This is a genomic window from Collimonas sp. (genome assembly GCF_044339385.1).
In the GTDB taxonomy this organism is placed as follows: Bacteria; Pseudomonadota; Gammaproteobacteria; order Burkholderiales; family Burkholderiaceae_D; genus Collimonas.
In genome coordinates this window covers 1-4,427 of record NZ_JBIIVN010000187.1, presented here as the reverse complement: position 1 = coordinate 4,427, position 4,427 = coordinate 1, and the positions used below count along the sequence as shown (strand labels likewise).

The 4,427-nt window shown below is 56.4% G+C and carries 4 protein-coding genes; 3 read left to right on the top strand and 1 reads right to left on the bottom strand.

Annotated features, from left to right (window positions below; genetic code table 11):
• On the top strand, window positions 1-989 hold a 989-nt coding region (locus ACIQ0R_RS11480; protein ID WP_395827477.1), incomplete at its 5' end, for an ATP-binding cassette domain-containing protein.
• A 206-nt stretch (window positions 990-1,195) separates the two neighbouring features.
• Here ACIQ0R_RS11480 and ACIQ0R_RS11475 read toward each other — a convergent pair.
• Window positions 1,196-1,783, bottom strand: a complete 588-nt coding sequence (locus ACIQ0R_RS11475) for a hypothetical protein (protein ID WP_395827474.1) — start codon at window positions 1,781-1,783, stop codon at window positions 1,196-1,198.
• A 284-nt stretch (window positions 1,784-2,067) separates the two neighbouring features.
• Here ACIQ0R_RS11475 and nadA point away from each other — a divergent pair, with 284 nt between their 5' ends.
• Both nadA and nadC read left to right on the top strand, forming a co-directional pair.
• Window positions 2,068-3,207 carry a quinolinate synthase NadA gene (nadA, locus tag ACIQ0R_RS11470; protein WP_395827471.1) on the top strand — a complete coding sequence of 380 codons (1,140 nt, stop codon included), beginning with the start codon at window positions 2,068-2,070 and terminating at the stop codon, window positions 3,205-3,207.
• Window positions 3,204-4,094 carry a carboxylating nicotinate-nucleotide diphosphorylase gene (gene nadC / locus ACIQ0R_RS11465; protein WP_395827468.1) on the top strand — a complete coding sequence of 297 codons (891 nt, stop codon included), beginning with the start codon at window positions 3,204-3,206 and terminating at the stop codon, window positions 4,092-4,094. The genes nadA and nadC overlap by 4 nt, the downstream gene beginning before the upstream one ends.
• Window positions 4,095-4,427 lie beyond the last annotated feature (333 nt).

The following is a 4,427-nucleotide window of genomic DNA, read 5'->3' as shown; positions in this document are numbered from 1 at the left end:
TGATCATCATCTCCCATGATCGTCACTTCCTGAATCAGGTCTGTACTCACATGGCCGACATGGATTACGGCACATTGAAAGTCTACCCGGGTAATTACGACGACTACATGCTGGCTTCTTCGCAAGCGCGGGCGCAGCAGTTGTCGGCGAATGCCAAGGCCAAGGACAAGGTTGCGGAACTGCAGGATTTCGTGCGCCGCTTCTCGGCTAACAAATCGAAGGCACGTCAGGCGACTTCGCGCGCCAAGCAGATTGAAAAAATCAAGGTTGAGGATGTCAAGCCGTCGAGCCGCGCCAATCCTTTCGTTCGCTTCGATGGTGAGAAAAAATTGCATCGTCTGGCGGTGGAAGTGCAGAGCATCAGCAAGACTTACGACCGGCCGATTTTCAAGAATTTCAGCATCATGGTTGAAGCTGGCGAGAAGATCGCCATCATCGGTGCCAACGGTGCCGGTAAGACCACGCTGTTGCGCAGCATCGGCGGTGCTGACATCGCCGGGCTGGAAGCCGACAGCGGTCTGGTCAACTGGGCAGAAAACGCCAACGTCGGCTACATGCCGCAAGATCCGACCGAGGATTTCGCCACCGACAAGACATTGACCGACTGGATGGGCCAGTGGACGCAGGAAGGTGACGACGACCAGGCCGTGCGCTCCAGCCTGGGCCGCTTGTTGTTCAGCGGTGACGATGTCAAAAAATCGGTCAAGGTACTCTCCGGTGGCGAGAAGGGCCGCATGATGTACGGCAAGCTGATGCTGGGTCGGCATAACGTGCTGTTGCTCGACGAGCCGACCAACCACATGGATATGGAGTCGATCGAATCGCTCAACATCGCGCTGGAAAAATACGCCGGTACGCTGATCTTCGTGTCGCATGACCGTGAATTCGTATCGTCGCTGGCGACCCGGGTGTTGGGAGTTAAAGAAAACGAAGTGGTTGACTTCCAGGGTAGTTATGAGGATTACCTGAGCAGCCAGGGTATTGAGTAAATAGAAGCTAGAAGCACGGTGCGCGAGATGAGCGTACGTTGTAAAAAAAGCGTGGCGGAATGTTATCCGCCACGCTTTTTTTATTGCCAGACTGTAGCGTAGCTACATCCTGCTGAGGCTCGCATTTATTCCACAAAGATGCCGCTGCCACCTGCGTTCACACGCCGGTTATCGCGCTCACGTGCGGGCAAAAAAACTCGCCCGTCTTACGCGCCGCTTGGCCCGCGTTCACCCAAGTACAGCAACTGGTCCAGCCGGCCGCGAAGGCTGCGAGCGATTTCTTCGCCCTTGGCTTTGAGTACGGCTTCCAGATAGGCTTGGCGTAGTTCACGAAAATCCTGGACGCTGCTGGCGCGCTCAACTTTCAACTGTAAGCCGTAGCCGCGCAGGCCGATCATGCTTTTGATCGTATCGTTGTAGAAATGATAAATCGCCTCGAACTGGGTTTGGCCCGGAGGTAAAATTTGTTCTGCCGAGAGCTGCGTGGTCTCCGGCGCGGATTGCGGCAGTGCTGCCGTCGCAGCAATGTCTTTGGTAGTTGTCGGCTCCGTGGTGATGGCTACGGAGCTGCCATTATTAATTTTACTGCTGCCGTTGCTGCGCTGGATCAGGCCAGCCTGTTGCAACTGATCCAGATGTTCCTGAGCAAGGCCCAATCCTGCCACCTTCCTCAGCAATTCATCAGCGGCGGTCTTACCGTCTACCAGCAGCAATGTGCGCAGGCGTGGTCCGAGAGCCTGGCCGCGGGTAGCGATTTCGGCGCGTCCTTGTTCGGTCTTGTCAAAAATGATCATGATCTCCCCGTTTTCTTGCCATCGCCCCAAAAATGCCACACGGTTTTTAAGCGCCCCGCAGACCTTTAGTTGCATCCCGTTATCGTTTTTTTGCAAAAAATAGCACGGGAGTTGATTTGAGTTGCAATAAAGCAATGTTGGCGCTGTCATTCAAAGATGACGGCAGAATTCGCGTCCAATTACGCGCTTGCTAAATTGCGCTCCGAATATATTGTTGCGTCTTATGTCGTATCATTGCGCTCTCAGCGCGTTACATTAACTCACCTACCGCAGCCATCACTGTCATGCAAACCCAAGTCATCAAAACCGTCGAATTCGAGCGGCCGCAAATGGACCTCGGCAATAGCTGTACCGCTCATGCCTGGGCTCGCGTCCCTGACATCCCTTCTCCAGAACAGAAAATCGCGCTCAAAGCGCGTATCAAGCGCTTGTTGAAAGAGCAGCAAGCGGTGCTGGTCGCACACTACTATGTCGATGCCGATCTGCAGGATCTGGCCGAAGAGACTGGCGGTTGCGTCTCCGATTCGCTGGAAATGGCCCGTTTCGGCCGTGATCATCCAGCCCAGACACTGGTGGTTGCCGGCGTCAAGTTCATGGGTGAAACCTCAAAAATCCTCAGCCCGCACAAACGCGTGCTGATGCCCGACCTGGACGCCACCTGTTCGCTCGACCTGGGTTGCCCGGCCGATGAGTTTTCTGCGTTTTGCGATGCGCATCCAGATCGCACCGTGGTGGTATACGCCAATACCAGTGCAGCAGTCAAAGCGCGCGCCGACTGGATGGTGACGTCTTCTATCGGACTCGACATCGTCGCCCACCTGCACGCGCAGGGGAAGAAGATTCTGTGGGCGCCGGACAAACATCTTGGCGGCTATATCCAGAAACAGACCGGCGCCGACATGCTGCTGTGGCAAGGCTCCTGTCTGGTACATGACGAATTCAAGGGCGTTGAGCTGGCACTGCTGCGCCAGCAACATCCGAATGCCAAGATCCTGGTGCATCCGGAATCGCCGGAAGCCGTGGTGGCGCAGGCCGATGTGGTCGGCTCGACTACGCAATTGATCGCCGCCGCGCAGCATCTCGATGCTGACGAATTCATCGTCGCCACCGACAACGGCATCCTGCACAAGATGCGCATGGCGGCGCCCGGCAAGCGCTTCATCGATGCGCCGACCGCCGGCAACAGCGCTACCTGCAAAAGCTGCGCGCATTGCCCGTGGATGGCGATGAATGGCTTGCAGAATCTGGCTGATGTGCTGGAATCCGGCAGCAATGAAATCCATGTCGACGCAGAGATCGGTCGCAAGGCGGTGGTGTGCATCGACCGCATGCTCGACTTTGCCGCGCAACGCAAAGCCAATGTGCGCCCATCCAGCGATCTGGCGCAAGAACAAAAACTATTTTCAGGAATCGGCCCAGCATGAGTACTTCCATCGGCAATTTCGCCAGCAACCTGGAGAATCGTTTCGCGCCCTTTGATGCCGCACTGCAAGCGGCCTTTGACGACAATATTCGCACTGCATTGGCCGAAGACGTCGGCAGCGGCGACCTCACCGGCAAGCTGGTTCCGGCGCAGGAGCAGGTGCGGGCCAGGGTGATCGTGCGCGAGCAAGCGGTGCTGTGCGGCGCGCCGTGGTTTGAAGCGGTGATGCGCCAACTCCATGCCGGCATTCGTATTGAATGGCGTTATGCCGAGGGCGATTTGATGAGCGCCGACAGCGAAGTCTGCATCATCGAGGCGCCGGCACGGGCCTTGTTGACCGCAGAGCGCGGGGCGCTGAATTTTTTGCAACTGCTATCCGGTGTCGCCAGCGCTACCCGGATTTACGTTAATGCCATTGCGCACACCAAGGCACACATTCTTGACACCCGCAAGACCTTGCCGGGCTTGCGTCTGGCGCAAAAATATGCGGTGCGGGTCGGTGGCGGCCATAACCAGCGGCTGGCCTTATACGACGGCATCCTGATCAAGGAAAACCATATCGCCGCAGCCGGCGGTATCGCTGCGGCGATGAATGTCGCACTCAGTCTGGACGCCGGTGTGACGATTCAGATCGAGGTGGAGAACCTGGTGCAGCTCGATGAAGCCCTGCGCGCCGGCGCCACCTCGGTCCTGTTAGACAATTTCAGCCTCGACGCCATGCGCGATGCGGTCAACCTGACGGCCGGCAGAGCCTTGCTGGAAGCCTCTGGCGGCATCAACATGGACACTGTGCGCGCAATTGCAGAAACCGGGGTTGACCGGATCTCCATCGGTAGTTTGACCAAAGATGTGCGGGCTACGGATTATTCTTTGCGGATTGTTGAGTGAGTCTCTGGTGCGGCGGAGGCCGCAGGAAAGCTAAAAAACGAAACCTTGCCCGCGCCGGGGAGTGCCTTCTGTTCTGCTGATAATTGCCTTAAATTGATGGCCACCCCGCGTTTGGGCTAATTTGTAACAGAAGCCAACTTAGGGCTTATTTTCGACCTTTGGAATGGCACAGGCCACTGGATAATAAAGTGGACCCATCTGTCCAGACTGAGCTTCCCTCGATTTTTCGTCGTCCAACAGGTGGCTTTTATGCCGCCTGTTTTTCCTGATGTTGCTCAGTGAGCCAGTCATCTAAATACTGGCAGGGTGAACGATAGCCAAGCGTCGAATGCT

Bases quoted from the DNA above. Each gene is read 5' to 3' on its own strand.
- ACIQ0R_RS11475 (WP_395827474.1), bottom strand. From the start codon at position 1,783: ATGATCATTTTTGACAAGACCGAACAAGGACGCGCCGAAATCGCTACC.
- nadA (WP_395827471.1), top strand. From the start codon at position 2,068: ATGCAAACCCAAGTCATCAAAACCGTCGAATTCGAGCGGCCGCAAATG.
- nadC (WP_395827468.1), top strand. From the start codon at position 3,204: ATGAGTACTTCCATCGGCAATTTCGCCAGCAACCTGGAGAATCGTTTC.